The sequence below is a fragment of the Pseudoalteromonas maris genome (genome assembly GCF_049257235.1).
Taxonomy (GTDB): Bacteria; Pseudomonadota; Gammaproteobacteria; order Enterobacterales; family Alteromonadaceae; genus Pseudoalteromonas.
In genome coordinates, this window is record NZ_JBMMUF010000006.1 from 14,474 (window position 1) to 40,490 (window position 26,017).

At 45.9% G+C, this 26,017-nt stretch carries 31 protein-coding genes and 1 tRNA gene; 9 read left to right on the forward strand and 23 right to left on the reverse strand.

Translation table 11 applies throughout. The features are described from left to right. Positions 1-17: 17 nt before the first annotated feature. The 7 genes from rplA to deoC form a co-directional block, all read right to left on the reverse strand. A complete protein-coding gene (rplA, locus tag AAEU32_RS09845; protein WP_421970367.1) occupies positions 18-722 on the reverse strand; it encodes a 50S ribosomal protein L1 in 705 nt (234 codons plus the stop codon). Positions 723-726: 4 nt separating this feature from the next. Next, complete coding sequence (rplK, locus tag AAEU32_RS09850; RefSeq protein WP_105189357.1) at positions 727-1,155, reverse strand: 50S ribosomal protein L11; 429 nt, start codon at positions 1,153-1,155, stop codon at positions 727-729. Positions 1,156-1,339: 184 nt separating this feature from the next. Further along, a complete protein-coding gene (nusG, locus tag AAEU32_RS09855; RefSeq protein WP_421970368.1) occupies positions 1,340-1,897 on the reverse strand; it encodes a transcription termination/antitermination protein NusG in 558 nt (185 codons plus the stop codon). 4 nt (positions 1,898-1,901) lie between these two features. Continuing rightward, positions 1,902-2,279, reverse strand: a complete 378-nt coding sequence (gene secE / locus AAEU32_RS09860) for a preprotein translocase subunit SecE (RefSeq protein ID WP_421970369.1) — start codon at positions 2,277-2,279, stop codon at positions 1,902-1,904. A gap of 125 nt (positions 2,280-2,404) precedes the next feature. Further along, positions 2,405-2,481 (reverse strand) — tRNA-Trp (locus AAEU32_RS09865). Between the two features lie 68 nt (positions 2,482-2,549). Then, the gene (locus tag AAEU32_RS09870) at positions 2,550-3,071 is read right to left on the reverse strand and encodes a hypothetical protein (RefSeq protein ID WP_421970370.1); all 522 of its coding nucleotides are present in this window, start codon (positions 3,069-3,071) and stop codon (positions 2,550-2,552) included. Next, the gene (gene deoC / locus AAEU32_RS09875; protein ID WP_421970371.1) at positions 3,068-3,811 is read right to left on the reverse strand and encodes a deoxyribose-phosphate aldolase; all 744 of its coding nucleotides are present in this window, start codon (positions 3,809-3,811) and stop codon (positions 3,068-3,070) included. Before deoC ends, AAEU32_RS09870 begins: the two co-directional genes overlap by 4 nt. Before the next feature lie 295 nt (positions 3,812-4,106). Here deoC and cysG point away from each other — a divergent pair, with 295 nt between their 5' ends. The 6 genes from cysG to cysQ are packed head-to-tail and all read left to right on the forward strand — an operon-like array spanning position 4,107 to position 10,999. Beyond that, on the forward strand, positions 4,107-5,528 hold the full coding sequence (cysG, locus tag AAEU32_RS09880) for a siroheme synthase CysG (RefSeq protein ID WP_421970568.1): 1,422 nt from the start codon (positions 4,107-4,109) through the stop codon (positions 5,526-5,528). A gap of 42 nt (positions 5,529-5,570) precedes the next feature. Next, the gene (gene cysD / locus AAEU32_RS09885) at positions 5,571-6,470 is read left to right on the forward strand and encodes a sulfate adenylyltransferase subunit CysD (RefSeq protein ID WP_421970372.1); all 900 of its coding nucleotides are present in this window, start codon (positions 5,571-5,573) and stop codon (positions 6,468-6,470) included. After that, positions 6,471-7,892, forward strand: a complete 1,422-nt coding sequence (cysN, locus tag AAEU32_RS09890; RefSeq protein ID WP_421970373.1) for a sulfate adenylyltransferase subunit CysN — start codon at positions 6,471-6,473, stop codon at positions 7,890-7,892. 2 nt (positions 7,893-7,894) lie between these two features. Then, positions 7,895-9,613, forward strand: a complete 1,719-nt coding sequence (locus AAEU32_RS09895; protein WP_421970374.1) for an SLC13 family permease — start codon at positions 7,895-7,897, stop codon at positions 9,611-9,613. A gap of 15 nt (positions 9,614-9,628) precedes the next feature. Then, positions 9,629-10,225, forward strand: coding sequence for an adenylyl-sulfate kinase (gene cysC / locus AAEU32_RS09900; RefSeq protein WP_421970375.1), 597 nt, complete (start codon positions 9,629-9,631; stop codon positions 10,223-10,225). Positions 10,226-10,228: 3 nt separating this feature from the next. After that, positions 10,229-10,999, forward strand: coding sequence for a 3'(2'),5'-bisphosphate nucleotidase CysQ (gene cysQ / locus AAEU32_RS09905; RefSeq protein ID WP_421970376.1), 771 nt, complete (start codon positions 10,229-10,231; stop codon positions 10,997-10,999). A 49-nt stretch (positions 11,000-11,048) separates the two neighbouring features. Here the strand turns inward: cysQ and AAEU32_RS09910 are convergent, their stop codons facing one another. Then, complete coding sequence (locus tag AAEU32_RS09910) at positions 11,049-11,348, reverse strand: hypothetical protein (protein WP_421970377.1); 300 nt, start codon at positions 11,346-11,348, stop codon at positions 11,049-11,051. Between the two features lie 220 nt (positions 11,349-11,568). Here AAEU32_RS09910 and AAEU32_RS09915 point away from each other — a divergent pair, with 220 nt between their 5' ends. Both AAEU32_RS09915 and acnA read left to right on the forward strand, forming a co-directional pair. After that, a complete protein-coding gene (locus AAEU32_RS09915) occupies positions 11,569-11,961 on the forward strand; it encodes an RNA-binding S4 domain-containing protein (RefSeq protein ID WP_421970378.1) in 393 nt (130 codons plus the stop codon). A gap of 183 nt (positions 11,962-12,144) precedes the next feature. Then, positions 12,145-14,883: an aconitate hydratase AcnA gene (gene acnA / locus AAEU32_RS09920; RefSeq protein ID WP_421970379.1), complete on the forward strand. Its 2,739-nt coding sequence runs from the start codon at positions 12,145-12,147 to the stop codon at positions 14,881-14,883. 34 nt (positions 14,884-14,917) lie between these two features. On the opposite strand, the gene AAEU32_RS09925 is transcribed toward acnA, so the two are convergent. The 14 genes from AAEU32_RS09925 to rpsJ all read right to left on the reverse strand — a co-directional run bounded on the left by AAEU32_RS09925 (position 14,918) and on the right by rpsJ (position 21,913). After that, a complete protein-coding gene (locus AAEU32_RS09925; RefSeq protein ID WP_421970380.1) occupies positions 14,918-15,610 on the reverse strand; it encodes a hypothetical protein in 693 nt (230 codons plus the stop codon). Then, entirely contained in the window at positions 15,580-15,819 is a 240-nt protein-coding gene (locus tag AAEU32_RS09930; protein WP_421970381.1) for a hypothetical protein, read from the reverse strand. The genes AAEU32_RS09925 and AAEU32_RS09930 overlap by 31 nt, the downstream gene beginning before the upstream one ends. A gap of 57 nt (positions 15,820-15,876) precedes the next feature. Then, entirely contained in the window at positions 15,877-16,761 is an 885-nt protein-coding gene (locus tag AAEU32_RS09935; protein ID WP_421970382.1) for a transporter substrate-binding domain-containing protein, read from the reverse strand. 185 nt (positions 16,762-16,946) lie between these two features. Continuing rightward, on the reverse strand, positions 16,947-17,204 hold the full coding sequence (gene rpsQ / locus AAEU32_RS09940; RefSeq protein WP_421970383.1) for a 30S ribosomal protein S17: 258 nt from the start codon (positions 17,202-17,204) through the stop codon (positions 16,947-16,949). Further along, positions 17,204-17,395, reverse strand: a complete 192-nt coding sequence (gene rpmC, locus AAEU32_RS09945) for a 50S ribosomal protein L29 (protein ID WP_105189377.1) — start codon at positions 17,393-17,395, stop codon at positions 17,204-17,206. The genes rpsQ and rpmC overlap by 1 nt, the downstream gene beginning before the upstream one ends. Beyond that, positions 17,395-17,808 carry a 50S ribosomal protein L16 gene (rplP, locus tag AAEU32_RS09950; RefSeq protein ID WP_105253321.1) on the reverse strand — a complete coding sequence of 138 codons (414 nt, stop codon included), beginning with the start codon at positions 17,806-17,808 and terminating at the stop codon, positions 17,395-17,397. The genes rpmC and rplP overlap by 1 nt, the downstream gene beginning before the upstream one ends. Positions 17,809-17,820: 12 nt before the next feature. Further along, positions 17,821-18,522 carry a 30S ribosomal protein S3 gene (rpsC, locus tag AAEU32_RS09955; RefSeq protein WP_347391356.1) on the reverse strand — a complete coding sequence of 234 codons (702 nt, stop codon included), beginning with the start codon at positions 18,520-18,522 and terminating at the stop codon, positions 17,821-17,823. 12 nt (positions 18,523-18,534) lie between these two features. Further along, on the reverse strand, positions 18,535-18,867 hold the full coding sequence (rplV, locus tag AAEU32_RS09960) for a 50S ribosomal protein L22 (protein WP_105189398.1): 333 nt from the start codon (positions 18,865-18,867) through the stop codon (positions 18,535-18,537). 12 nt (positions 18,868-18,879) lie between these two features. Beyond that, a complete protein-coding gene (gene rpsS, locus AAEU32_RS09965; protein ID WP_010367084.1) occupies positions 18,880-19,158 on the reverse strand; it encodes a 30S ribosomal protein S19 in 279 nt (92 codons plus the stop codon). 16 nt (positions 19,159-19,174) lie between these two features. Further along, positions 19,175-19,999 (reverse strand): 50S ribosomal protein L2, encoded by an 825-nt coding sequence (gene rplB, locus AAEU32_RS09970; RefSeq protein WP_105189379.1) that lies wholly within the window; start codon positions 19,997-19,999, stop codon positions 19,175-19,177. Between the two features lie 17 nt (positions 20,000-20,016). Next, a complete protein-coding gene (rplW, locus tag AAEU32_RS09975; RefSeq protein ID WP_105189380.1) occupies positions 20,017-20,319 on the reverse strand; it encodes a 50S ribosomal protein L23 in 303 nt (100 codons plus the stop codon). Then, positions 20,316-20,921: a 50S ribosomal protein L4 gene (gene rplD, locus AAEU32_RS09980; protein ID WP_105189381.1), complete on the reverse strand. Its 606-nt coding sequence runs from the start codon at positions 20,919-20,921 to the stop codon at positions 20,316-20,318. Before rplD ends, rplW begins: the two co-directional genes overlap by 4 nt. Before the next feature lie 17 nt (positions 20,922-20,938). Further along, the gene (rplC, locus tag AAEU32_RS09985; RefSeq protein WP_105189382.1) at positions 20,939-21,574 is read right to left on the reverse strand and encodes a 50S ribosomal protein L3; all 636 of its coding nucleotides are present in this window, start codon (positions 21,572-21,574) and stop codon (positions 20,939-20,941) included. Between the two features lie 27 nt (positions 21,575-21,601). Beyond that, complete coding sequence (gene rpsJ, locus AAEU32_RS09990) at positions 21,602-21,913, reverse strand: 30S ribosomal protein S10 (RefSeq protein WP_010376390.1); 312 nt, start codon at positions 21,911-21,913, stop codon at positions 21,602-21,604. A 688-nt stretch (positions 21,914-22,601) separates the two neighbouring features. On the opposite strand from rpsJ, the gene plsB reads away from it, so the two are divergent. Beyond that, positions 22,602-25,040, forward strand: a complete 2,439-nt coding sequence (gene plsB / locus AAEU32_RS09995; RefSeq protein WP_421970384.1) for a glycerol-3-phosphate 1-O-acyltransferase PlsB — start codon at positions 22,602-22,604, stop codon at positions 25,038-25,040. Positions 25,041-25,229: 189 nt separating this feature from the next. On the opposite strand, the gene AAEU32_RS10000 is transcribed toward plsB, so the two are convergent. After that, positions 25,230-25,532, reverse strand: coding sequence for a hypothetical protein (locus AAEU32_RS10000; protein ID WP_421970385.1), 303 nt, complete (start codon positions 25,530-25,532; stop codon positions 25,230-25,232). Positions 25,533-26,017 lie beyond the last annotated feature (485 nt).

The following is a 26,017-nucleotide window of genomic DNA, read 5'->3' on the forward strand; positions in this document are numbered from 1 at the left end:
CCACGTAAACTCTTAAATTACGATACTTGCGTGTTAAGAGTATTTTGGTCAACAGCAACACCTGCGCCCATTGTAGTAGAGATGCTTACTTTCTTGATGTAAGTACCTTTTGCTTGAGAAGGCTTAGCTTTCTTAAGCGCTACAATTAGAGACTCAAGGTTCTGTTGTAGTTGCTCAGTAGTGAAGTCCACTTTACCGATAGTCGTGTGAACGATACCGTTCTTGTCGTTACGGTAGCGAACCTGACCTGCTTTAGCATTTTTAACTGCTTCTGCAACGTTAGGAGTTACAGTACCAGTTTTAGGGTTTGGCATAAGACCACGTGGACCTAGGATTTGACCTAGTTGACCAACAACGCGCATTGCATCTGGAGAAGCAACAACTACGTCGAAGTTCATCTCGCCTTTCTTAACTAGTTCAGCAAGATCTTCCATACCTACGATGTCAGCACCAGCTTCTTTCGCAGCGTCTGCATTTGCACCAGCAGTGAATACAGCTACGCGAACGTCACGGCCAGTACCGTGAGGAAGAACTGTTGCGCCACGTACGTTTTGGTCAGATTTACGTGCGTCGATACCAAGGTTAACAGCAACGTCAACACTTTCAACGAACTTAGCAGTTGCTAGCTCTTTAAGAAGTGCAACAGCTTCGTTGATTTCGTAATCTTTAGTTACATCCACTTTCTCGCGGATAGTACGCATACGTTTAGTTAGTTTTGCCATTATCTTAGTCCTCTACGTTCAAGCCCATTGCACGCGCAGAACCTGCGATTGTGCGTACTGCAGCGTCCATATCAGCCGCTGTAAGGTCTGGTTTCTTCATCTCAACGATTTCTTCTAGTTGAGCACGAGTAACAGTACCTACTTTCTCAGTGTTAGGACGGCCTGAACCAGACTTGATGCCCGCAGCTTTCTTAAGAAGGTAAGCAGCAGGTGGAGTCTTCATTTCAAACGTGAATGAACGATCGCTGTAAACAGAGATGATTACTGGTACCGGAGCACCTTTCTCTAGAGACTCTGTACGAGCGTTGAACGCTTTACAGAATTCCATGATGTTTACACCGTGTTGACCTAGAGCAGGACCTACTGGTGGACTAGGGTTAGCCATACCAGCAGCAACTTGTAGCTTGATTAAAGCTTCAACTTTTTTAGCCATGATTATACCTCGTTAGGTGGGTCTTAGCCTCGTGCGCGCGAGGACGCGTACTCAAGCGGCTTCCCAGTTTAAAAATTTAATACTCTTTTTACAGCCACCGACAAGCGCTGAATGCAAAAAGGCCGCTGATTATAAGTTAATCAGCGGCCTTTGACAATATGGTTTTGTCGTTTAAATAGACAAATTACTTATCTTGTTCTACTTGACCGAACTCAAGTTCAACAGGAGTAGAACGACCGAAGATAAGTACAGATACTTTCAAGCGGCTCTTCTCGTAATCCACTTCCTCAACAACACCGTTGAAGTCAGCAAATGGACCATCAACAACGCGAACCACTTCACCTGCTTCAAACAGAGTAGCTGGCTTCGGCGCTTCTGCATTTTCTTGCAGACGGTTAAGAATGCGGTCCGCTTCTTTTTTGCTGATTGGCGCAGGGCGATCTGATGTACCACCAATGAAACCCATCACACGTGGTGTGCTGTTCACTAGGTGCCAGCTTTCGTCATTCATGTCCATTTCCACCAGGACGTAACCTGGGAAGAACTTACGCTCTGATTTGCGCTTTTGACCTGCGCGCATTTCTACTACTTCTTCAGTAGGCACTAGCACTTCACCAAAGCTGTCTTCAAGACCTTGGATCTTGATGTGCTCTTTGATGGTTTGTGCAACACGCTTCTCAAAGCCTGAGAAAGCTTGAATTACATACCAACGTAATTTCTTTTCTTTGTTCTCTTCCGTCATGGGACTAGATCTCCAATCCAGTTAAAAAGCCTACTACTCGGAATAAAATTCCATCCAATCCCCATAGGATTAGCGCCATGATAACTGTAGCAATCATTACGATGAACGTTGTGTGTGTTGTTTCTTGACGCGTTGGCCAAACAACTTTACGTACTTCGATACGCGCTTCTTTGGCGAAGGCGATAAACGTACGACCTTTTTCAGTCGTCGCTGCTACACCCAATGCAATTGCAACTGCTGCAACTACGCCGATCGCTCTGATTAACACCGACTGTTCAACGAACATTGTGTTACCTACAACTGCCGCTGCTAGTAACGCGATAGCGAATACCCACTTAACCATGTCCATCGAGCTTGACGGGGTTTCTACATTTGCACTCATAATTCCTGACACCCTAAATACAGACACAACAACCCCGTCACGCGACAGGGTAAATCTATCCAAATCTAACCTTAAAAACTTGCTTTTAAAACAGATTTTTAGACTTAGACTTGCACATTGAAAAGTGGCAGGGGCGGAGAGATTCGAACTCCCAACCGTCGGTTTTGGAGACCGCTGTTCTACCAATTGGAACTACGCCCCTGCAAAGTGGATGCCCATTATACTGACCAAGCGCGTTAACACAAGAGTAAAAGCTAAGCACAAAGAAAATTATGTCTGATTATTATCTTTTGACCATAGTAATATGGGCGTTTCCTTCGCATGCCAATCACTGAGCAGCCAAATTTGCTCAAATACATGGCCCTGAGGGACATCAATATCACCGATGGTTTTAACAAAATCATCATGATGCCACAAGGTGCTGGCGTTACGGATCAATAACCACACCCTTTGGCTGTCATAACGTTTCGTTGCTTTCGCTGCTAGCAGCCTTGTCAGCGCCACATGCAGTTGTTCACTACCGGCATTAAGGGCAAGTTGTGCGAGTTGACGCTGAATATCCAAGTTAAGGGGGCGCCCAAGCACGGCCATCGCTTCGTGCTCATTGGCGTACAGGTGCGCAATCTCAATATCAAGGCGCTCGTTGTCCATGTAACAACTTACGTCTGGCTTAGCTGGCTCATTGTGCCAAATGTGGCGCATTGGGGTGTGATACTTGCGCTCATAAGCGCGCAGAAATAATCGCGCGGCCTCATGCTCCAGTTTTAATTTTTCAATTTCACTGTCGCTCATAGTACCGCGTATAGTTCCTCAAGTAGTGATGATGCGCCAAATCTAAAATGATTTGGCGTGATCCATTCTTTCCCCATCATAGAAGCTACCAGCTGCATATATTCCTGAGCTTGCTGTAACGTCTTAACTCCTCCGGATACTTTCAGGCCCACTGTTTCGTCGCTACGCTTAATTTCCTCAAGCATAACCTCTACCGCCTCCAAGGTGGCATTCACGGGTACCTTCCCGGTACTGGTTTTTACAAAGTCTGCTCCACCTTCTATGGCGATACGAGTTGCCAAAGCCACTCTCTGAATTGGCAACTCACCACTTTCAATAATCACTTTGAGCTTTGCCCGACCTTGGCACACTTCCTTGCTGTTGCGCACATACTTCAGCGCCAGGGGCTCATCTGATGCGAGCATGGCCTTGTATGGCAATACTAAATCAATTTCATTGGCTCCGAGTTCAAGTGCTCGTTGGGTCTGCTCAAGCACTTCATGCAATGGCTGCTCACCACTTGGAAAGTTGGTGACGGTAGCCAAGCTTATCGGCGCTGATAAATGCGCATTCATATAGTCGCACACGAGCTTCAACCACTGAGGGTAAACACAAATAGCCGCAGGAAGTGGCTTATTCACACGCAGCTGATCGAGAAAACTTATTATTGCTTGTTCATCATCTTGTTCGTTCAATCGCGTGAAGTCCAAGCATGCCAAAGCAAGCTGTGCATCACCCGCCACAGTATTTACACTTGTCATCTATGAATCTCCTTGTGGTCTTTGGCAATACTAGCACCCTTTATTGCATAGATAACGGCATTGAGATCAAACATTGCCCTTAGGGTGAATACTTCTATGCAAGTTCTAAATTGAATAACCTGCATGACCCCTTGTTTTTATTGCCTTAAGCCATTTCAAAAGTCAGCATATAACTTTTAGTTATATAAGCTTGGAACAAATTATTTTTTAACCGATATCAGGCCCTTTATTCTTTGCTCCTGTTCGCGTAGTAATAGATATGCGTTTTTGTTTTGACGAATCAGGCGGTAACCCAGTGCAATATTTGCCCATTTTTACAAAATTAGATGATAAGCCGGTACTTATAGTCGGTGGTGGCGATGTTGCGCTTCGCAAAGCCAGTGCAATGTTAAAGGCGCGTGCCAAACTAACACTGATAGCCCCAGCATTTTGTGACGAGCTACACGCATTGCAACAACAGGGCAAGGTTACGCTTGTTGAAGATTTTTTTAATGACGCTCACATTGACGGTCACATGCTGGTGATTGCGGCTACAGATAACGACATCGTTAATGCTCAGGTGCATGACGCGGCACAGCAGCGCAATATTTTTGTTAATGTGGTGGATGATCAACCCAAGTGCAGTTTTATTTTCCCATCAATTGTTGATCGCAACCCAATTACTATTGCTATTTCCAGCGCTGGTACAGCGCCAGTTTTGGCAAGACGCTTACGCGAGAAGCTTGAAACCCTAGTACCGCAACATATCGGTCCATTAGCACAATTAGTGGGTCGTTTTCGTAACCAAGTCAAAGCGCGTTTTAAACATTTCGCCGATCGTCGTCAGTTCTGGGAACGTGTATTTGATTCCAATGTCGTCAGTGAAGTGCAAAAAGGCAATCATGACGCGGCATATAATGAACTGCAAAACATGCTCACTGGTACTGCTCAACCGCAAGGTGAAGTGTATGTAGTAGGAGCAGGTCCGGGCGATCCGGAGTTATTAACACTAAAAGCGCTGCAACTGATGCAACAAGCCGACGTAGTGGTGTACGACTACCTAGTCTCTGATGAAATTATGGAACTGGTGCGCCGCGACGCCGATCTCATTTGTGTCGGTAAACGCGCAGGTGATCACAGCGTGCCACAAGAGCGCACCAATGAGATGTTGGTGGAGCTGGCACAACAAGGTAAAAAAGTGTGTCGCATCAAAGGGGGCGATCCATTTATTTATGGCCGTGGTGGTGAAGAAGTGCAGGTGCTGGCCCAACATGGCGTCAAGTATCAAATTGTGCCTGGGATCACCGCAGCTGCAGGATGTAGCGCGTATGCAGGTATTCCTCTGACTCATCGCAACCATGCCCAAAGTATTCAATTTGTGACAGGTCATTGCCGAAAAGAGGGGCAAGACTTAGATTGGCAGTCACTGGCCAAGCCACAACAGACTTTAGCTATTTACATGGGGGTCATGAAATCCCCTGAAATTAAAGAACAACTTATTAAGCACGGGCGCGGCGCAGATACGCCCGTCGCCATCATCGAAAATGGTACGCGCAAATCACAACGTGTGGTGACAGGTACACTTGTTGAGCTGGATAACTTGGTGCAAACGCACGCAATCCAGTCCCCTGCACTACTTATCGTTGGCGAAGTTGCTTCTTTACATCATCAGTTAGCGTGGTTCTCACAGCAAGCGCAAACCAGCAGCTTCGCTCAGCCGTTAACAGAAATGGTTTAACATTTTCAGAATAAAATTTAGCGTTTAGGTAGGTACCAAGCTATGGCATTAACACATCTTCAGCAGTTAGAAGCTGAAAGCATCAAAATCATTCGCGAAGTCGCGGCTGAATTTGATAACCCCGTAATGCTTTACTCCATAGGTAAAGATTCATCGGTGTTACTTCATTTAGCACGAAAAGCATTTTTCCCAGCAAAGATACCTTTCCCTTTGCTGCACGTTGACACCAACTGGAAGTTTCGCGAAATGATTGAGTTTCGTGACCGCTTAGCGAAAGAGTATGGTTTTGACCTCATTGTGCACAAAAACCCTGAAGGGTTAGCGATGAATATCAGCCCGTTTGTGCACGGTTCATCTAAGCATACAGATATCATGAAAACTCAAGGCTTGAAGCAGGCGCTAAACCAATATGGTTTTGACGCTGCGTTTGGTGGCGCACGTCGTGATGAAGAGAAATCTCGCGCTAAAGAGCGTGTTTACTCATTCCGTGATAAGCACCACAGGTGGGATCCCAAAAACCAGCGCCCAGAGCTCTGGAATACCTACAATAGCGAAGTAAACCAGGGTGAAAGCATTCGCGTGTTCCCGCTATCAAATTGGACTGAGCTTGATATCTGGCAATACATCTATCAAGAAAATATCGAAATCGTGCCTTTGTACTTGGCACAAGAGCGCCCAGTAGTCGAGCGCAACGGCACCCTCATCATGGTTGATGACGAGCGCATGCCTCTGAACGAAGGTGAGCAGCCACAAATGAAGTCTGTGCGTTTTCGTACTCTAGGATGTTATCCACTGACCGGCGCAGTTGAATCGCGCGCTAACACACTCACTGGAATTATCGAAGAAATGTTGCTGTCGACATCATCTGAGCGCGAAGGGCGAGTGATAGACCATGACTCAGCAGGGTCGATGGAGAAGAAAAAACGTGAGGGGTATTTCTAAATGTCAGCAACAGCAAATGAAGTAAAAGAATTAGGCATTGAAGCGTATTTATCACGCCAACAAGACAAAAGCCTGCTGCGCTTATTGACGTGTGGTAGCGTGGATGATGGCAAATCAACACTCATCGGGCGCTTATTACACGACAGCCACCAAATTTATGAAGACCAACTTGCTGCATTGCACAAAGACAACGAAAAAGTCGGTAATGCGGGTGAAGAACTCGACCTAGCACTGCTGGTAGATGGCTTACAAGCTGAGCGCGAACAAGGGATCACCATTGACGTGGCCTATCGCTATTTCTCAACGGCCAAGCGCAAGTTCATTATTGCCGACACACCAGGACACGAGCAGTACACGCGCAACATGGTAACCGGTGCTTCAACCAGCGACTTGGCGATCATCCTCGTTGATGCGCGCTACGGTGTGCAAGTGCAAACCAAGCGCCACAGCTTTATCTGTGACTCATTAGGTATTGAACAGTTTGTAGTTGCTATCAACAAGATGGACATAGTCGATTTCGATGAATCTGTGTACGAGAAAATCAAAGCTGACTATCTGAAGTTCGCTGAACAATTGAACGTACAAAACATCAAATTCGTGCCTATGTCTGCGCTTAAAGGCGACAATGTAGTTTCTCGCTCAGAGCACACCCCTTATTACACAGACAAACCTCTTCTAGAGTTACTTGAAGACTCACCAGCCGCGGCAACAAACAATGGTTTTGAACCACGTCTGCCAGTGCAATATGTGGTGCGTCCAAACTTAGATTTCCGAGGTTTCCAAGGCACCATCACCTCTGGTGAGTTCAAAGTGGGTGATGCAGTGAAAGTTCTACCTTCAGGCAAGACTTCGAGTATCAAAGAGTTGGTTACTTTTGATGGCAATCTAGATACCGCTGAAGCGGGCCAAGCAATCACCATGACATTAAATGATGAAATTGATATCAGTCGTGGCGATGTCATTGTTCCTGCAGCATCTAAGTCAACGCCAAGCAATCAACTGCAAGCAAAGTTGGTATGGATGCATGAAGAACCATTAGTCATTGGCAAAACCTATTTCCTCAAAATTGGCGCTAAGAAGACCGCTGCAGTCATCTCGCGTATTGACTATACCATTGATGTAAATACGCTCGCGCATGGTCAAGCTGACAATTTGCAACTCAATGAAATTGCCATCGTAACAGTTGAGTTAACAGAGCCGGTGCTAGCCGATGTATACCGCAACAACAAAGAGACAGGCGCATTTATCCTCATTGACCGCCTATCTAATCTCACTGTAGGTGCGGGCATGGTAGAGCAAGTACTTGCACAAACCGATAAGGTTGCGCACAATCAGTTCAGTGAACTTGAATTAGAATTCAATGCGTTAGTAAGAAAGCACTTCCCGCATTGGCAAGCAATCGATATCAGTAAGTTGAAATAAACATGGATGCAGTCTTTTATGTAGCGATTATTACAGGCTTGTTTTTAGCGTTAGTGCTAACACATGCGCGCCCTGCCGCCCTGTTTTTCGCTGCATTGTTAGGCTGCTATATGTTGGGGTATCTTGATACTCCAACTTTACTCAATAACTTTACGAATACGGGCTTGGTGATACTGGTATTACTCATGCTGGTGTCCATTGCCCTTGAACGCACTTCGCTACTACAGGTGCTCGCAAAACGTATTGTTTCCCCGTCTTTACCCGTGAGTCTGGTTAAAGTCAGCACCATAACAGCAGCTGCTTCAGCATTTTTGAACAATACCGCAGTTGTTGCTTCTTTAGTGGGTCCTTTGACGCGAAACAAGCACCATGCACCTTCTAAGTTATTAATCCCATTATCCTATGCCGCGATTTTAGGTGGCACCACTACGTTGGTCGGCACCTCAACAAACCTAATCGTTGCCAGCTTTACACAGCAGTACGACGGCGTCAGTTTGGCCATGTTTAGCTTTTTACCGATTGGATTAGCACTCACCTTGGTGGGTATTGTGGTGCTTATCGCATGCCATAAACTGCTGCCAAATTACCCGCGAGTAGAAGGTGAACACAAGAAATACCTGCTTGAAGCAAAGGTCAACCCTGATTCACCTCTGGTTGGGAAAACCATTGAGAGTAATGGCTTGCGTGACTTGGACTCACTCTTTTTAGTAGAGATAGTGCGCGAGAAACGACTTATTAGTCCGGTTCGACCTGAAAATAAAGTCCGCGCAGGGGATAAGCTGATATTTACAGGCAATGCCAACAGTGTCAGCGCTTTGCAACGCATTCCTGGATTAACGCTATTCGCCGACAGCAATGGTCTTTTGAGCTCAAACCTTCAAGAAGTCATTGTTACTCACACCTCCGCACTCGTTGGCCGAACACTCAAGCAAGTTGGTTTTCGCGCTAAATTTGATGCCGCAGTCGTTGCAATTCACCGCAATGGCGAGCGCCTATCTGGCAAGTTGGGAGAAGTGACTGTGCGACCAGGCGATCGCTTTATGCTGGCGGTGGGTCCTGATTTCCAAAACCGTAAAAACCTCGACAAAAACTTTTATTTCGTCAGTGAACATCAGGTTGACAAAGCACAAAGCAAAAAAGGTGAAGCAGCCCTGCTGGGTGGCTTTGCCGCAGTCATAGCGCTGGCAACAACGGGGATGATGCCTCTAGTACAAAGCTTACTGTTATTCGTCGCCTTATTACTGGCAACTAAGGTACTTGACGGTCAAGAACTTAAGCGTCGTTTTCCATTTGAGCTCATTGTCATCATTGCATCAGCGCTTGGGCTTGCTAATGCATTCACAGGTTCAGGTGCAGCTGAAGCATTACAGCAGTGGCTCGCTACTCATAGTGCGTTCACGCCTTTTATGGCTTTAGTCGTGGTTTATATCCTCACAGTGATACTGACCGAATTGATCACCAATAACGCTGCGGCCGCATTGATGTTTCCACTTGCATATGGCCTTGCCACTTCTTTGGATGTGAATGTGATGCCATTTGCGATGGTGGTTGCCTATGGCGCTAGTGCCGCATTCATTAGCCCTTATAGCTATCAAACCAATATGATAGTAATGAATGCAGGACAATATCGATTCACTGATTTTGCGCGTATCGGCGTGCTGATGTCACTCGCCTATGCGGCTGTGGTTTTGAGCTTGATAAACGTCGTATTCCCATTTTAATTTCGAGTATAAGCAATGGATGAGAACATAGTTTGGCACCGCCATGGTGTCGATAAACACAAAAGACAGCAAGGCAATGGCCACAAAAGCTGCATCATTTGGTTCACTGGCTTTTCTGGTTCAGGTAAAAGCACCATCGCAGGCGCACTTGAAAATACGTTGCATGAGCTAGGCCATAAAACATATTTACTTGACGGTGATAATGTACGCCACGGTTTATGTGGCGACTTAGGGTTTACTGATGCCGATCGCAAAGAAAATATTCGCCGCGTTGGCGAAACCGCGAAGCTCATGGTTGATGCGGGTCTTATCGTTTTAACGGCATTTATCTCCCCATTCCAAGCAGAGCGAGACATGGTTCGCAGTCTTGTTGAAGACGGTGAATTTATTGAAGTGTATCTCGACACTCCCATAGCTACATGTGAGCAGCGCGACCCAAAAGGCTTATATAAAAAGGCCCGCGCTGGTGAAATTGCCCACTTCACGGGTATTGATTCAGATTATGAGATACCCTTACATCCCGAGCTCAGTGTGAATACCGCTGAGCTATCCATTGAAGAGTGTGTAGCAAAGCTACTTAACCACCTAAAAACCAACCACATCATAGGATAAATAATGACTTCTCCAGAGCTGCTAGAGCAAGTATTACAGTTGGCCCGCGACGCGGGGCAAGCTGCAATGACCATCTATAACAAAGACTTTAACGTTGAATATAAAGACGATAAAAGCCCAGTTACGGATGCTGATCTGGCCGCTCACAAGGTGATCGTTGCTGGCCTCAAAGAACTGACACCCAATCTACCTATTCTGAGTGAAGAGAGCGCATCTATTAGTTGGGAAGAACGTAAAAACTGGCAAACGTATTGGTTAGTAGACCCCATCGATGGCACAAAAGAGTTCATCAAGAAAAATGGTGAGTTCACTATTAACATTGCACTCATTGACAATGGTGAACCAGTTTTAGGCGTGGTTGATGCCCCAGCATTAGATGTAAGCTATTTAGCAGCAAAGTACATCGGTGCTTTCAAACAAGAAGGCGAAGCGCGTATTGAGCTCAAAGTGACAGAAAAAGAGAACAACGGTCTTATACGCGTTGTAGGCAGCCGCTCTCACCCTTCTGAACAACTTGCTAGCTTCCTTGAGCAGTTTGAAGAAGTTGACATGGTGCCTAAGGGCAGCTCATTAAAGCTATGCTTGGTCGCTGAAGGTACTGCAGATATTTATCCGCGTTTGGGCCCTACGAGTGAATGGGATACAGGTGCTGGCCATGCTGTTGCGGCAATTGCCGGCGCAAAGGTCACCAACATTGACGGTGAGCCATTAAAGTACAACCAAAAAGAAAGCTACCTCAACCCATTCTTTATCGTCAGTGCACTACGTTCATAACCCATAAAATGAAAAAGCAGCTTTCGCTGCTTTTTTTATATCTGGCTGTTTATAAAGTTAACTCAACACCCCATTTTTTTGCCCACGCATGTACGCTGGCCTTTTCATAGGTAACCTCTTTAAACAGCTTGTGATGGTAAAATACCAATTCAGGCTCTGAGCTTGGATTGTGATACAACACACGACTGTGGTTATCATTAAATTTCGAAAGCAGCTCAAAATACTGCTCTGTTTTATTCTGCGCGTGTTTAATCGCCTCTGCGATAGCCAAACGCACTTGTTCTGCGCTGCAATGGTCAGCGAATCTATTATTTAGGAACTCTTCAAATACACTTTGTCTTGCGCCCATGTTTCTCTCCCGCTAAATCGATTACTGCTTTAATTAGCTTGGACAGCAAATTTCACACCACTTATGGTAAGTAGCTGTTGCTGGTTATTATTCTTATACTTTGGGGTTTTAGACCACCGCGAAACAAAAAAGTTTTGCCTCATGGCGGTGCGAATAAACCCACACTAGTGCAAAGCTGGGGTATAATGCAAGGTACAAGAGGTAAAAGAATTTCACCAAGATGCAAGACGAATTTATTGAAGTACAGTTAGAAGAAGAACCTATTGAGCTGTGTAAGCTATTAAAGGTGCTTGACCTTGCTGAGGGTGGTGGTCACGCCAAACTGATGATTGCCGACGGCTATGTGGGTGTAAACGGTGAACTGTGCACCCAAAAACGCAAGAAGCTGTATGCGGGTGACACGGTGCATTTTGACGGCGAAAACTTCTTGTTGAGTGCAGCAGAAAACATGGTTCAGCGTGAGCAAATAAAGGAGAGCTCACACAAACAAGCTAAAGCTCCTAAACAAAAAGCCGCACAAGCAGTGCCTAAAGAAGCGGCGGCTAAAAAAGCAAAGAAAAAAACCTCAAACCGCGACGAAAATACCGGTAGAAAGCCGATTTCTTTTGGCTAATCGCCCAACCCCTTAGCACTTATGCAAAGCGCTTTGCCAAAACCATGGTGAAAATAGCTTGAAAAATACGCACTTCCCCCCAAGCTCTTAAAGGTGGCTAGGTTATAGTCACCTAAGACTTTGTACTCGATATCACAGGATACGCCTGTGCATAGTAAGTACAAAACAACAAAGGGGATTTGAATGAAGAACAGCTTTAATACGCTTGACCAACTCACCGTCAATGCCAAGCAATACCATATTCACTCATTAAAAAAACTGGGCGCAAAGGCGCAGAGACTACCCTTTTCCTTAAAAATACTGCTCGAAAATTTACTGCGCCATGAAGATGCAGAGAATATTACTGCTGATGACATACAAGCGCTTTTGAATTGGGATCCCAAAGCAACTCCATCCAAAGAAGTGGCATTTACTCCGGCACGTGTAGTGATGCAGGACTTTACCGGCGTTCCCGCAATAGTAGATTTAGCAGCGATGCGCGATGCAATGGAAAGACTCGGCGGCGATCCAAGTAGAATTAATCCACTCTCGCCCGCTGAACTCGTGATTGACCATTCTGTTCAGGTCGATAGCTTTGGCAAAGATGGCGCCTTCGACCTTAATGCCAAACTAGAGTACCAACGCAACAAAGAACGTTATGAATTTCTACGTTGGGGTCAAACAGCTTTTGATAACTTCAAAGTCGTCCCTCCGGCCACGGGGATCGTTCACCAAGTAAACCTCGAATACTTAGCACGGGTCGTATTTGAAAATAGCCAAGATGGTCATACGTTTGCGTATCCAGATAGCCTAGTAGGAACGGACTCTCACACCACCATGATCAATGGTCTGGGCATACTCGGTTGGGGTGTCGGTGGCATTGAAGCTGAAGCAGCGATGCTTGGGCAGCCTATCAGTTTACTCATCCCACAAGTGATTGGCTTTAAACTCAAAGGCGCGCTGCCTGAAGGCACCACAGCAACAGATTTAGTGCTAACAGTGACACAAATGCTGCGACAAAAAGGAGTTGTTGGTAAATTCGTGGAATTCTATGGGGATGGCCTTAGCGATTTACCGTTGGCAGATCGCGCAACTATCGCCAACATGGCTCCCGAGTATGGTGCCACGTGCGGCATCTTCCCGATTGATCAAGAAACCATTGAGTACTTAAAACTCACGAATCGTAGTAATGAGCAAATTAACTTGATTGAAGCTTACGCGAAACATCAAGGAATGTGGCGCGAGCAAGGTGATGAGCCCATGTATACAGACACCATGGAGCTTGACTTGAGCCAGGTGGTGCCTAGCCTTGCCGGTCCCAAGCGACCACAAGATAGAATTGCACTTGATGAAGCTGGGGCAGTGATACGTCAGCATCTGGTGAATTTTCAAGACGAAAGAGCACAACAAAATGCATTGGCTGACGAGCAAGAAGCACGTATTGTCTCTGAGGGTGGGCAACCAGCACAATCAGACAATGCAGCGCAAGTAACTGGTGTAGCGAAAGTACACTATAACGGCCAAGATTTCGAACTCAGCGATGGTGCTTGTGTAATAGCGGCAATTACAAGCTGCACCAACACCTCAAACCCAAGTGTCATTTTGGCGGCTGGCTTAGTAGCAAAAAAGGCAAAAGAACTAGGACTTGAAGTCAAACCTTGGGTAAAAACCTCGCTGGCACCAGGCTCTCAAGTAGTCACCGATTACCTCATTCAAGCTCAATTAATGGATGACCTCGAAGAGCTAGGCTTTAATCTTGTTGGTTATGGATGTACAACATGTATAGGCAACTCAGGTCCTTTACCCGAAGAGATCCAAGCGGCAATTACGGAGCATAAATTAGTCGTCAGCTCTATCCTCTCTGGGAATCGAAATTTTGAAGGCCGAATTCACCAAGACGTCAAAATGAATTTCCTCGCATCGCCGCCTTTGGTGGTGGCCTATGCCATTGCTGGTAGAACCGATATCGATGTATACAACGAACCGCTTGCACAAGATAAAAATGGCAACGACGTTTTCTTAAAAGACATCTGGCCATGCGCTACAGAAGTAGCCGATTTGGTTAAATCAACGGTAACTAAGGAGATGTTCGCCAAAAGTTATGCCGATGTGTATAAAGGAGACGAGCGTTGGCGAGATATTAGCGTGCCACAAGCAAAACGTTACGAATGGAATGACGCATCAACATATATTCGCCGCGCACCATTTTTCGATGATATGGGTATCGAGCCACCGGGTATCCCAACCATTGAAGGTGCGCGTTGTTTGGCGAAATTGGGGGATTCGGTGACAACAGATCACATTTCCCCAGCGGGCTCCATTAAAGCTGATGCACCAGCTGGTGAGTACTTACAAGCGCATGGTGTTTCCCCTGGCCAGTTTAATTCCTACGGTTCACGTCGCGGGAATCATGAAGTGATGATACGCGGTACCTTTGCTAATGTCCGATTACGCAATCAGTTAGCGCCTGGCACAGAAGGTGGCATAACTCGCACCCAACCAGAGGGTGATATTGCCAGTATTTACGATGCGGCAATGCAGTATCAAAAGAACGACATTCCCCTAGTGGTTCTTGCTGGTGCTGAATATGGTACTGGCTCGTCACGAGACTGGGCCGCAAAAGGCTCTCTACTATTGGGCGTCAAGGCAGTCATTGCAAAGAGCTTTGAGAGGATCCACCGCTCAAATCTTATCGGTATGGGCATATTGCCCTTGCAGTTCAAAGAGAGTGAGGGACATGAAGAGCTCAATTTAAGTGGCGAGGAGACATTCACCATTACAGGTTTGGTGGATAAAGCAAAAGAGCTCGTTGTCATTGCCACCGACAATGATGCCAATGAAATACGCTTTAATGCTGATATCCGCATTGATACCCCTAAAGAGTGGGAGTATTACAAACACGGCGGCATATTACAGTACGTACTGAGGAAAATGCTCAAGTAAGTATATCAGAGGTCGCGCTTACGCGGCCTTTTTACTATTCATTGGTTTGATTTTCGATTAGGTCTTCTAACGTTAACCAGTATAGAGGCGTCAATAATGGAACTGATTCTGGTAGTAATGGATTTCTTAAGTGAATCAATTCTCTGCCTTTGAGTCGAACAATTTTCAATGCATCTTTATGATGGGGGTGATTCAATAGTAATGACTTCAATTCCCCAGATTCAGCTAAGCGCTCTAACCCATATTCGATTCGTGCCGCTAAATGGGCGTTACTCTTAGCCACAAAAAAGTACATCGCCGTTGGGTAATAAAGAAGCCAGCGCTGTTCCAAGGCTAACGCCTGTTCTGTGTCAAAGTCTCGTAATTCATGGGCAACTTCTAATAGCCCACGTGGAAAGTAATCGAAATGGCTGTTGCTGAGCAAACGGTACATTTTGTCACTCCAACTTACTCCATGCACATCGAATCCATTAGCTAATAAAATATCCGTATCAGGCCAGTCATGTCCTTGTAGCGCGAGCATCTGTTTTAGCTCACTTGCTGAGTGCAAACTAGCAAAGCGCTGTTGCTCATTATTTCTGATCACCAACACACGATACCCCATTAACCCCATTGCGGTTGGTATTTTAATCGCAAGCGCCTCGTTTCCACGTTGTTGAGATGTCATAGACCAGAAAACGTCAATATGACCATTTTCTAGCGCTCTAAATTGACGTCCCTGAAGCATAGGTGAGTAGCTTGGTTTGACGTAATTGGACCAAATTTTTGTTCAGTCAACTCAACAATTCTCGCTAACAAAGTAGCTGGATAACTTTTCTGTTCGAGGCTTCCTTCGTAAACAGGTTCAATGAAGCGAATTACCGGCTCTTGCGCATAACTCATCGACGTAAAACATAGCATCATTAGCCATACTACTAACTGAGGGACAAATTTCATGTACGACTCACTTTAATTATCCAACATCTATCATGTGGCTCAATCACCTGAGCGCTGTTAATAGGCATATTGCACTAACTCTTCATAAGTGACCCAGTATTTGGGATTTAGAGTTGGGGCGTTATCAGGCAAGACTGGGTTACGCAATTCCACTAATGTTCTACCCTCCACGTGCGCCATGCGCAAGGCGTCTTTATGAATGGGGTGACTGAACAGCATCTGTCTGAGCTCCCCGGAGTCAACCATCTGATTAAGTCCCCATTCTATACGCTCAGCCAATTCAGTGTTGCCCTTGCGGACAAAAAAGTAGGTTGCCGTGGGGTAGTACAACATCCACTTACGCTCCAACGCTAAAGTATGATTTTTATCGAGATCATTGAGCTCTCTACCCACTTCTGTGACCCCTCTAGGAAAGTAATCATAATGGCTTCGCGCCAAGAGTTTATACATTTTGTCGCGCCAACTAACACCGTGCACATTAAAACCATTGGCTTGTAAAATCTCAGTATCGGGCCAGTCATGCCCCTGAATGGCAAGCAGCTTCTTCAACTCGGCTATATCTTCTATTTCAGCGAATCGAGCTTGATCCGCACTTTTGATAACAAACACCCGAAAGCCAATCAGTCCCATAGTGACAGGAATTCGAATAGGTAAAGCCTTATTCTCTCGCGTGCGCGAGGTCATAGACCACATCAAATCAATTTCACCCGTATCGAGCGCCCGAAACTGCCGCCCTTGCAACATCGGCGTAGGTAGTGCTTCAAGTTCCACATCACCAAATTTCTCATTGGAAATGGCAACAGCACGCCTGAGTACCGATGCTACGTAACTTTTATCCTTGGCATCGTTCCCATAGAAAGGCTCTATGTAACGTATTGTTTGTGTCGAGTAGGCGGCCTGTGCCAACAAGCAACAGACTGCAAATAAAACGATGCGGACCATAAAATAAATGCGCTCAAAATATATACTTCAAGTGTAGGACGCAAATGCATGTTAAGCCACTCAACACCTAGGTAGCTGTAGATAATTATGATTTAAAAAGAGGGAGTTATGTGATTAGTAGGCAGAAAGTAAAAAGCCCCAGCAATTGCCGGGGCTTTTTCGGTCCGAATAGACTTAATTAAAAATTAAGCTTTCTTTGGACGCTCAACAACGTCTACTAGTGTCCAAGACTTAGTCTTAGAGATAGGAGCACATTCACGAATAGTAACTGTGTCGCCTGTCATAGCAGTGTTGTTCTCATCATGTACGTGCAACTTAGTAGTACGCTTCATGAATTTACCGTATACCGGGTGCTTCACGTAACGTGCCACAGCAACAGTGAAAGACTTGTCCATCTTGTCGCTGATTACACGGCCTTGTAGAGTACGGATCTTATCGCTCATTATGCACCTGCCTTCTGGTTAATAACCGTTTTAACACGCGCGATATCGCGACGTACTTTACGTAGCAAATGAGATTGAGCTAGCTGACCTGTGCTCGCTTGCATGCGCAGGTTAAACTGCTCACGAAGAAGCTCAATAAGTTCAGCGTTTAGCTCTTCTACGCTTTTATCTTTAAGTTCGCTAGCTTTCATTACATCACCGTCCGAGTTACAAAAGTGGTTTTGAATGGTAATTTACGAGACGCTAGGTTGAATGCTTCACGAGCAAGCTCTTCTGAAACACCTTCCATTTCGTAAAGTACTTTACCAGGCTGAATTTCAGCAACCCAGTATTCAACAGAACCTTTACCTTTACCCATACGAACTTCAAGCGGCTTTTCAGTGATTGGCTTGTCTGGGAATACACGGATCCAGATTTTACCCTGACGCTTGATGTGACGTGTCATAGCACGACGAGCTGCTTCGATTTGACGAGCAGTCATACGGCCACGACCAGTAGCCTTAAGACCGAAAGTACCGAAGCTTACTTTGTTACCGTTTTGCGCAAGACCACGGTTGCGGCCTTTGTGCACTTTACGGAATTTTGTACGTTTTGGCTGTAACATTATTCGCTACTCCTACTTAGCACTTTTCTTGGCTTTCTTCGGGCCACGTTTAGCAGGCTTCTCTTGCTCTTGTACTAGTGGAAGACCACCAATAACTTCGCCTTTGAAGATCCATACTTTAACACCGATGATGCCGTAAGTGGTTGAAGCTTCAGAAGTTGCGTAATCGATATCAGCACGAAGAGTGTGTAGAGGTACACGACCTTCACGGTACCACTCAGAACGTGCGATTTCTGCGCCGCCTAGACGACCGCTTACTTCAACTTTGATACCTTTTGCACCAAGGCGCATTGCATTTTGTACCGAACGCTTCATAGCGCGACGGAACATAACACGACGCTCTAGCTGTGACGCAATACCGTCAGCTACTAGTTGTGCATCAAGTTCTGGCTTACGTACTTCCGCAATATTGATTTGCGCAGGTACACCAGCGATCTTTGTTACAGCTTGACGTAGCTTTTCAACGTCTTCGCCTTTTTTACCGATAACAACACCAGGACGAGCTGTGTGAATTGTTACACGGATAGATTTTGCTGGGCGCTCGATAACGATTTTAGCTACAGAAGCGTTCTTAAGTTCCTTAGTAAGGTAAGAACGTACTTTGTGATCGCCAAAAAGCTGCTCAGAATAATCTTTTGTATTCGCGTACCAGGTAGAAACCCAAGGTTTAGAGATACCTAGGCGAATACCAGTAGGATGAACTTTTTGTCCCATTACTTATATCTCCTAGTTATCCGAAACCACAACAGTGATGTGGCTTGTACGCTTAAGGATGCGGTCAGCGCGTCCTTTAGCACGAGGCATGATGCGTTTCATTGTAGGACCTTCGTCTACAAATACTTTCGCTACTACAAGCTCATCAATGTCAGCACCTTCGTTGTGCTCCGCGTTCGCGATAGCAGACTCAAGTACTTTCTTAACTAATGCAGCCGCTTTCTTAGGGCTGTACGCCAGGATTTCTAGGGCGCGATCTACCGGTAGTCCACGGATTTGGTCTGCAACTAGACGTGCTTTTTGCGCCGAACCAGAGGCGAATTTGTGTTTAGCTAATGCTTCCATCATAACCTCCGATTAACGTTTCTTAGCTTTCTTATCAGCAGCGTGGCCGCGATAAGTACGTGTAGGTGCGAATTCACCCAATTTGTGACCGATCATTTCGTCTGTGACAAACACAGGAACGTGCTGACGACCATTATGGACAGCGATGGTCAATCCGATCATGTTAGGTATGATCATTGAACGACGGCTCCAAGTTTTAATTGGCTTCTTGTCACCGCTTTCCAACGCTTTCTCTACCTTCTTCAGCAAGTGCAGGTCAATAAAAGGACCTTTCTTGAGAGAACGTGGCATGGCTATTCCTCAACTATTATTTAGTACGACGACGTACGATGAACTTATCAGTACGCTTGTTCTTACGGGTCTTGTAACCTTTGGTTGGTACGCCCCATGGAGATACAGGGTGACGACCACCAGAAGTACGACCTTCACCACCACCGTGTGGGTGATCTACCGGGTTCATGGCAACACCACGAACTGTCGGACGGATACCACGCCAGCGGTTTGCACCAGCTTTACCTAGTGAACGTAGCATGTGCTCAGCATTACCTACTTCACCTAGAGTAGCGCGACAGTCAGCTAGTACTTTACGAACTTCGCCTGAACGAAGACGTAGAGTCACGTATTGACCTTCACGTGCTAGGATTTGTACGTAAGCACCAGCAGAACGTGCAATCTGTGCACCTTTACCTGGTTTAAGCTCTACGTTGTGTACAGTCGAACCTACAGGCATATTGCGCATAGGTAAGGTGTTACCAGCTTTGATTGGTGCATCAACACCAGACTGGATTTGATCACCTGCTTTAAGACCTTTTGGAGCGATGATGTAACGACGCTCACCGTCTGCATAACAAACCAACGCGATGTTCGCGCTACGGTTTGGATCATACTCTAGACGCTCTACTTTAGCTGGAATGCCATCTTTAGTGCGTTTAAAGTCAATTACGCGGTAATGATGCTTGTGACCACCACCGATATGACGAACCGTGATACGACCTTTGTTGTTACGACCACCAGTTTTAGAGTTCTTCTCTAGAAGCGGAGCGTATGGCTTACCCTTGTGTAGATCAGGGTTAACCACTTTAACGACGTGACGACGACCCGCAGAAGTTGGTTTACACTTTTGAAGTGCCATAATTCTAACTCCCCTTATTACTCGGCGCCGCCGACAAAGTCTAGCTCGCTACCTTCTTTAAGAGTAACGTAGGCTTTCTTCCAGTCGCTACGGCGGCCGAAACGCATACCAGTACGTTTTGTTTTACCCTTAACATTAAGTGTGCGAACACCAGTTACTTCTACTTCAAAAAGCTTTTCTACAGCTGCTTTAACTTCAGCTTTAGTTGCATCTTTTAGTACTTTGAAAACAATCGTGTTGTTATCTTCAGCAGATACAGTGCTCTTCTCAGAGATGTGTGGAGCAAGGATTACTTTTAAAAGACGTTCTTCACGGATCATGCTAGCGCCTCCTCAAGTTGCTTTACAGCACCCTTAGTCATAACAACCTTATCGAAAGCGATTAGGCTTACTGGGTCGATGCCAGCTACGTCACGTACGTCAACCTTATATAGGTTACGAGCAGCAAGGAATAGATTCTCTTCTACTTCTTCTGTCACGATTAGTACGTCTTTAAGCTCAAGCTCTTTTAGCTTAGCTACAAGTGCTTTAGTCTTAGGAGCTTCGATACCGAAGTTCTCAACTACAACTAAACGCTCTTGACGAACAAGCTCAGATAAGATGCTTTTGATCGCACCGCGATACATCTTACGGTTAACTTTTTGGCTGTGATCTTGCGGCTTAGCTGCAAAAGTCACACCACCGCTGCGCCAGATTGGGCTACGGATTGTACCAGCACGTGCACGGCCAGTACCTTTTTGACGCCATGGCTTCTTACCACCACCGCTTACTTCAGAACGTGTCTTCTGAGCTTTAGTACCTTGACGAGCACCTGCTGCGTAAGCAACAACTACTTGGTGTACTAATGCTTCGTTAAACTCACGTCCAAAAGTAGCTTCGGAAACTTCAAGAGCGCCTGAAGCGTCTTTAATTGCTAATTCCATCACTAAATCTCCAGGACTTATGCTTTAACAGCTGGTTTAACGATAACGTCACCGCCGATAGCGCCAGGTACTGCACCTTTAACTAGAAGCAGGTTACGCTCAGCGTCAACACGTACTAGTTCTAGGTTCTGAGTAGTTACACGCTCAGCACCCATGTGACCGGCCATTTTCTTACCTTTAAACACCTTACCAGGTGATTGGTTTTGACCGATTGAACCAGGAGCACGGTGAGACAATGAGTTACCGTGAGTTGCGTCTTGCATGCTGAAGTTCCAGCGCTTAACACCACCTTGGAAACCTTTACCTTTAGAAGTACCAGTAACGTCAACTTTGCTCACTTCGTTGAATACTTCAACAGTGATTTCGTTACCAACTTCAAAGTCGCCTTCACCGCCATTAAGACGGAATTCCCACAGACCGCGACCCGCTTCAACGCCAGCTTTAGCGAAGTGACCCGCTGCTGGTTTGTTTACACGGCTAGCTTTTTTCTCGCCTGCGGTTACTTGAAGCGCGTTATAACCGTCTGTTGCGTCAGATTTGATCTGCGTAACACGGTTAGGAGTCGCTTCGATAACTGTCACAGGGATAGATACGCCATCTTCAGTGAAGATGCGAGTCATACCCACTTTACGACCGACTAGACCTAATGCCATTTTCCTAAAACCTCTCTAATCTTCCGATTAACCCAGGCTGATTTGAACATCAACACCAGCAGCAAGGTCTAGGCGCATAAGAGCGTCTACAGTCTTGTCTGTTGGTTCTACGATGTCGATCAGACGTTTGTGGGTGCGGATCTCGTACTGATCACGCGCGTCTTTGTTAACGTGCGGAGAAATCAATACTGTGAAACGTTCTTTGCGTGTAGGAAGTGGGATTGGACCACGAACCTGAGCACCTGTGCGTTTCGCTGTTTCCACAATTTCCGCCGTTGATTGGTCAATCAAACGGTGGTCAAAAGCTTTTAGGCGAATGCGAATGCGTTGATTTGACATTCTAAAACCTCAATTAAAAGAGCATTTAAAAAGAGCATAAAAAAACACCCGAAACTTACTTACTACTAAGAAGTCGGTTGTTCTCTTATTTCTACCATTGAGCTCCAAATCGGAACTCCTGTTTATGCTTGAAATCCAAGCTATATCTAACTTTCAACTACCTAGACACGAAGCCTGCGGTAAAGAAAGTCTGCGTATTATAGAGAGATTGGTGATAAATGCAACAGTTTTTTATAACCGCCCACATAAGAATTGCCACAAAGTACACGGGACAAGGGGATGTAGGTGCAACCTAACAACGCATCGCCCTTGTCCAATGTGGCGCAGAATTCAGCCCCAGGGATTGACTAAAATTCGAGCAAGGTGCATGTGCCAACATAAAACGAATAGTTAAACAAAAGAGTTAGCAGCATGCATAGCCACAGACTACTCCATAAAAGCCACACAAATAAACCCTAAAATAGGGCCAGAACGTGAGAATTATTAAAGTGACAGGCGCGAGCGAACAAAGAGTTAATGGTCAGTCCAGTTATAAATTGATATCCTGTAGGACTGTCCGCCCAGAGATGCTATGTTGCTCAAAGCACATATAATTATCGAAGGCGGTCTGCGCAACCCCTTTTTGTTTCTTATCCGTTATCGAGCATGGCTGCCAGCCTAGGTAATGTGTTTAAGTGAGTATTGGTCAATGAAACTACTAAATCGCAGCATCAACTTTTTGGCTCGCTGCCTAAATGCCATTTGTGTTAAATCTAAAGTGCTCCCGGGGCATCCTGTTACCGAGTTCGACCTCGATACCTCAGTACCCACATTTTACATTGGCCGCTTAAACTCTCGTACCGATATTGCCGCGCTTGCTAAAGTTTGCCGCAAATTAGGCCTACCAGACCCAACAGAAGAGCAACAATTAGTAGGTACAGAGCTCTCGCGCTTTATTGGCATTCAAAACCCACCACCATTGTTTGGCAGCAAACGTCGCCCAAGTTGTGCCCTAGCGCAAGGGAAAGCCATTTTTGAATCATTAGCCAAAGCACCAGAACAACACATTCAGGTGATCCCCGTCACTATTTTATGGGGGCGAAATCCGGGTAAAGAAAAGCCAGGAGTGGGCACATTAATCTCACACTCACTCACACCCAGTTGGTTTCGTAAGATTTTTGTGGTGCTATTCTCAGGTCGCGACAACCTCATTCGCTTTAGCCAGCCACTAGATTTAAACAGGCTCGTTGCCGATAAAGTCGATACCAGCGAGTTACCGCATAAATTGGTACGAGTGGCACGCGTGCATTTCCGTCGTCAAAAATTAGCCGCGACAGGGCCAAAGCTGCCTTCTCGTGAAGCATTATTTAATTCATTACTGGCATCGCCGACTATCAAAAAAGCCATTGCTGATGAGGCGAAATCCAAAGGCTTAAGCCATGAAGAAGCGCGCCAAAATGCGTTGCGATTACTTGATGAAATAGCAGCAAACTATTCTGACGCTATGATCCGCGTGGCCGACCGTATTCTGACGTGGCTCTGGAACAAGCTGTATAACGGCATTGATGTGCGCTATGCAGAGCAAGTGCGCGAACTGACCGACAAAGGCCACGAAGTCATTTATGTGCCATGTCACCGTAGCCACATGGATTACTTGTTACTGACCTATGTGATTTACCATCAAGGTCTGGTACCACCACATATTGCCGCGGGTATTAACCTTGACTTCTTCCCTGCGGGGCCGATATTCCGTCGCAGTGGCGCATTCTTTATTCGTCGCTCCTTCAGTGGCAACAAACTCTACTCAGCAGTATTTAAAGAATACCTAAGCCAGCTCTTTATTAAAGGTTACTCAGTAAAATTTTACACCGAAGGCGGGCGTAGCCGCACAGGTCACCTGTTGCCGCCTAAAACCGGCATGCTGGCGATGACCATTCAAGCAATGTTGCGCGGCATAGACCGCCCAATCTCAATAGTGCCTGTGTACATTGGCTATGAACACGTGATGGAAATTAATACCTACCTCAAAGAACTTGCTGGCAACAATAAGAAAAATGAGTCGGTATTAGGCGTATTCAAGGCGATCAAAAATCTGAAAAACTATGGACGTGGCAACGTGAACTTTGGTGCGCCAATTAACGTAAATCAATTCCTCAACGAGCAACAGCCTGACTGGCGCGATTCGATTCATCCAACCGATGTGCAAAAACCAAACTGGCTAGGACCACAAGTGAGCAAACTTGCTGACGAAATCATGGTGAACATAAACAGTGCTGCGGCGATCAACTCAGTGAACTTGTTGGCAACCATCTTACTTACCAACGATCAGTTTGCTTTGAGTAAGCCTCAGCTACTTGAACAAATGGCATTTTATTTACGCCTGCACAAAGATGCGCCGCTAAGCGAGCAAATCACCTTACCAGAGCAAAATGCCCAGGAGTTGCTTGAACACGCTCTTACCCTTAACAAGTTTGACGTGGTGAACGACCAGTTCGGTGACATTATCGCCATCAAAGAAAAAGAACGCACCTTATTCAACTATTACCGCAATAACGTGCTGCATCTGTTCGCAGTGCCAAGCGTGATTGCTCAGCAGCTATTCAACAACCACAGCATTACTCGCAGCGAGTGCAAGGCTCAAGTTAAGCGCCTTTATCCACTATTCGCTAAAGAGTGGTTCTTACTGCCATTAACAGACGAGTACATTGATAAGATTATCGACAGCTTTAACACCCAAGGCCTCATTCGCCAAGACGGTGAGCGCTTAGAGGTGATCAAAGAAGGCGACAATCAAGCAACACTGGAAATGCTAGGCAAAGTGCTGCACAACACCCTATTGCGCTACGCACTGGTGATTGGCTTATTAAGTGAAGAGAAAAACCTAAGCCCATCAGAGCTGGAAAAGAAAAGTGCCGCAGTAGCACAGCGCCTAGGCACACTGCACGGCATTAAGAGCCCCGAGTTCTTCGACAGCAAAGTACTCGCTGCGTTTATTGCCAACCTACGCGAAGAGAAGCTGATAGAGAAATGTGATGACAACACGTTAGCACATAGCGAACAATTGCTTGTGCTTAATGAAGATTTGCATCAGTTGCTGCCAGCACGTATTTGGCAGTCAATCAGTGATACAGTGGCGGCGACAAGGTAAATGTGGGTCAGGCTTTAGCCTGACAACCTTGGGATAACCGTTATATTTTGTCGGGCCGCCGACAATAATTTACCTTGAAGACCTAAGTGCAAGCAATTCGTCCCTGAAGCTACATTCCTGTTCGTGACGAAGTTACGGCATCCATGCCTGCACCACCCAGCCTTGCTGCATGGATTAAAGCGCGCAACTTTAAACTGTAAGTTTGAAATAAACAATCGAACCTAATAATACCGAGCAAACATAGGTGACAAATTGAATACCTGCGACACGGTGTTTACGTGCAAGTTGGATCACAGTTTCGTTTGTGACTTGTTTTAACAGCCTAGAGCCTTTCGGCGAGATAAATATCATGGGCACTTGAGCAAACACCGGGGAACCCAATTGCTCCCATATAGCCGGTTCCAATTGTTTAACAGACTGATAATACTTATATTCAACTACACCAGAACGTACCATCAAGATCAGCCATATAATGATCAATACTGCTACCATCAGGATTCCCCCTATTAACAATAGAAAAATTATAGACCAACCAACGAAAAAATAGCGCGACTCGCTTCGTAAGCAAGAGAACTTCGGTATCAAGTTGACCGAGCCAAGACGACGAGTTAAACCGTGTTGAAAGCTAAGCACAGCATATAACAAAGACCTGAGTTCGTAAGCTTTTGCGAATCACAGGTACGGGGGGATTCCAAAGGGGGAATCGTATCATTCCCCTTTTGGGTGCTGTCGCCAACGCGACAAGATCTATCAGCCCCCACTAAGATTGTCAGGCTAAAGCCTGACCTACTACACCAAAACCAGCACCGACCTACAAAAACCGCCACAGTCGGCGGCCCGACACAAATTGAAACTCACGAAAACGTCGCGAGCGAAGTCAGTACACGACAAAAATCGCTGAAAAGCCGCAGTTTACTGGTCGTAAATGAGGACTTTGAAGCGATTTTTAACGCCGTAATGACGAGCGCAGCAGTTTT

Bases quoted from the DNA above. Each gene is read 5' to 3' on its own strand.
- rplA (WP_421970367.1), bottom strand. From the start codon at position 722: ATGGCAAAACTAACTAAACGTATGCGTACTATCCGCGAGAAAGTGGAT.
- rplK (WP_105189357.1), bottom strand. From the start codon at position 1,155: ATGGCTAAAAAAGTTGAAGCTTTAATCAAGCTACAAGTTGCTGCTGGT.
- nusG (WP_421970368.1), bottom strand. From the start codon at position 1,897: ATGACGGAAGAGAACAAAGAAAAGAAATTACGTTGGTATGTAATTCAA.
- secE (WP_421970369.1), bottom strand. From the start codon at position 2,279: ATGAGTGCAAATGTAGAAACCCCGTCAAGCTCGATGGACATGGTTAAG.
- AAEU32_RS09870 (WP_421970370.1), bottom strand. From the start codon at position 3,071: ATGAGCGACAGTGAAATTGAAAAATTAAAACTGGAGCATGAGGCCGCG.
- deoC (WP_421970371.1), bottom strand. From the start codon at position 3,811: ATGACAAGTGTAAATACTGTGGCGGGTGATGCACAGCTTGCTTTGGCA.
- cysD (WP_421970372.1), top strand. From the start codon at position 5,571: ATGGCATTAACACATCTTCAGCAGTTAGAAGCTGAAAGCATCAAAATC.
- cysN (WP_421970373.1), top strand. From the start codon at position 6,471: ATGTCAGCAACAGCAAATGAAGTAAAAGAATTAGGCATTGAAGCGTAT.
- AAEU32_RS09895 (WP_421970374.1), top strand. From the start codon at position 7,895: ATGGATGCAGTCTTTTATGTAGCGATTATTACAGGCTTGTTTTTAGCG.
- cysC (WP_421970375.1), top strand. From the start codon at position 9,629: ATGGATGAGAACATAGTTTGGCACCGCCATGGTGTCGATAAACACAAA.
- cysQ (WP_421970376.1), top strand. From the start codon at position 10,229: ATGACTTCTCCAGAGCTGCTAGAGCAAGTATTACAGTTGGCCCGCGAC.
- AAEU32_RS09910 (WP_421970377.1), bottom strand. From the start codon at position 11,348: ATGGGCGCAAGACAAAGTGTATTTGAAGAGTTCCTAAATAATAGATTC.
- AAEU32_RS09915 (WP_421970378.1), top strand. From the start codon at position 11,569: ATGCAAGACGAATTTATTGAAGTACAGTTAGAAGAAGAACCTATTGAG.
- acnA (WP_421970379.1), top strand. From the start codon at position 12,145: ATGAAGAACAGCTTTAATACGCTTGACCAACTCACCGTCAATGCCAAG.
- AAEU32_RS09925 (WP_421970380.1), bottom strand. From the start codon at position 15,610: ATGCTTCAGGGACGTCAATTTAGAGCGCTAGAAAATGGTCATATTGAC.
- AAEU32_RS09930 (WP_421970381.1), bottom strand. From the start codon at position 15,819: ATGAAATTTGTCCCTCAGTTAGTAGTATGGCTAATGATGCTATGTTTT.
- AAEU32_RS09935 (WP_421970382.1), bottom strand. From the start codon at position 16,761: ATGGTCCGCATCGTTTTATTTGCAGTCTGTTGCTTGTTGGCACAGGCC.
- rpsQ (WP_421970383.1), bottom strand. From the start codon at position 17,204: ATGAGCGATAAGATCCGTACTCTACAAGGCCGTGTAATCAGCGACAAG.
- rpmC (WP_105189377.1), bottom strand. From the start codon at position 17,395: ATGAAAGCTAGCGAACTTAAAGATAAAAGCGTAGAAGAGCTAAACGCT.
- rplP (WP_105253321.1), bottom strand. From the start codon at position 17,808: ATGTTACAGCCAAAACGTACAAAATTCCGTAAAGTGCACAAAGGCCGC.
- rpsC (WP_347391356.1), bottom strand. From the start codon at position 18,522: ATGGGACAAAAAGTTCATCCTACTGGTATTCGCCTAGGTATCTCTAAA.
- rplV (WP_105189398.1), bottom strand. From the start codon at position 18,867: ATGGAAGCATTAGCTAAACACAAATTCGCCTCTGGTTCGGCGCAAAAA.
- rpsS (WP_010367084.1), bottom strand. From the start codon at position 19,158: ATGCCACGTTCTCTCAAGAAAGGTCCTTTTATTGACCTGCACTTGCTG.
- rplB (WP_105189379.1), bottom strand. From the start codon at position 19,999: ATGGCACTTCAAAAGTGTAAACCAACTTCTGCGGGTCGTCGTCACGTC.
- rplW (WP_105189380.1), bottom strand. From the start codon at position 20,319: ATGATCCGTGAAGAACGTCTTTTAAAAGTAATCCTTGCTCCACACATC.
- rplD (WP_105189381.1), bottom strand. From the start codon at position 20,921: ATGGAATTAGCAATTAAAGACGCTTCAGGCGCTCTTGAAGTTTCCGAA.
- rplC (WP_105189382.1), bottom strand. From the start codon at position 21,574: ATGGCATTAGGTCTAGTCGGTCGTAAAGTGGGTATGACTCGCATCTTC.
- rpsJ (WP_010376390.1), bottom strand. From the start codon at position 21,913: ATGTCAAATCAACGCATTCGCATTCGCCTAAAAGCTTTTGACCACCGT.
- plsB (WP_421970384.1), top strand. From the start codon at position 22,602: ATGAAACTACTAAATCGCAGCATCAACTTTTTGGCTCGCTGCCTAAAT.
- AAEU32_RS10000 (WP_421970385.1), bottom strand. From the start codon at position 25,532: ATGGTAGCAGTATTGATCATTATATGGCTGATCTTGATGGTACGTTCT.